Raw genomic sequence first — 1373 nt, 5'->3', positions numbered from 1 at the left:
TTAGCTGGCTGCTGAAAAAGTCGGCCCTCGACGCGGTTATGAGAACATGATTCACTTTCAGCATGGCAGCGGCGGCGGGTGGTGGCGATGCGGGGGACGGACGAGGCGAGTGGGTCGCTGTTCAGCTATGTTGATCTTGAGGAGCGGGTTCCGGAGCGTCATCCGCTGCGGTTGATCCGTCGGATCGTCAATGACGCGCTAGCGAGCCTCGATGCCGAGTTCGCCGCGCTCTACACCGACTTTGGCCGCCCCTCCATCGCGCCGGAGCGGCTGATCCGTGCGAGCCTTCTTCAGCTCCTGTTCTCGATCCGCTCGGAACGGCAGCTGATGGAACAGATGGACTACAACCTGCTGTTTCGGTGGTTCGTCGGCCTTGGCATCGACGAGCCGGTCTGGGTCCCTACGGTGTTTACCAAGAACCGTGATCGGCTGCTGACGACCGACATGTCGCGCAAGCTTATGGCCGCGATCCTGGCGCACCCGGAGGTCCGACCGCTCCTCTCGGATGAACACTTCTCGGTAGACGGCACCTTGGTCAAGGCATGGGCGTACATGAAGAGCTTTCAGCCGAAGAACAGCGCGCCGCCGCCGCATGACGATGATCCTGGCGGACCGCCGCTACCGGCCGACGCGACCTCCGCAAACACCGAACCGCAGCCCCAGCAGACAGAGACGCAGCCAATGCCCGACACGCCCCGCCAGATCCGCAACGCCGAAGTGAACTTCCGGGGCTAGAAGCGCTCGAACGCAACCCACACCTCTGTGACGGACCCCGATGCCCGTCTCTACAAGAAGGCGCCGGGTGCCGCGGCGACACTGTGCTTCATGGGGCATACGCTGATGGAGAACCGCAACGGGCTGGTCGTGCAGGCCGATCTGACCCACGCCGATGGTCACGGCGAGCGCAAGGCGGCGCTCGAGATGATCAACCGGCACTCCCCTGGCTCGACTCGGCGTCTGACGCTTGGAGCAGACAAGGGATACGACAGCGCCGAATTTATTGCCGCACTCAGGCGCATGGTTGTGACGCCGCATGTCGCGCAGAAGGCCCGGTATTCCGCAATCGACGGGCGAACCACCCAGCATCCCGGTTATGCCTTGTCACAGCGGCGCCGGAAGAAGATCGAGGAACCCTTCGGCTGGGCCAAAACTGTGGGCGGCATGGCCCAGACCGTTCATCGCGGCCTCGACAGGGTCCGCGCCCAATTCACGATGACCATGGCAGCCTGCAATCTGGCCAGACTACCGAAACTCCTTGCCACCTGACGAAGGGGTCAAACCGGACGCGGGGTCCGCAGCCGCGAAAAAACCAGCTTCAAACCGTGGCGGCAAGAATAGCGTCCTTCAACCCCGACTTATTCAGCAGTCTGTTA

The 1373-nt window shown here is 62.8% G+C and carries 1 pseudogene; it reads left to right on the top strand.

Annotated elements, in window-relative coordinates:
- The first annotated feature begins 87 nt into the window (after positions 1-87).
- Positions 88-1266: pseudogene (locus DQ230_RS16860) on the top strand (IS5 family transposase).
- The last annotated feature ends 107 nt before the right edge of the window (positions 1267-1373 follow it).

Source organism: Roseovarius dicentrarchi, assembly GCF_003316635.1.
GTDB classification, from domain to species: Bacteria; Pseudomonadota; Alphaproteobacteria; order Rhodobacterales; family Rhodobacteraceae; genus Roseovarius; species Roseovarius dicentrarchi.
The sequence above is the reverse complement of the archived record's forward strand: the minus strand, read 5'-3'. Positions and strand labels throughout refer to the sequence as shown.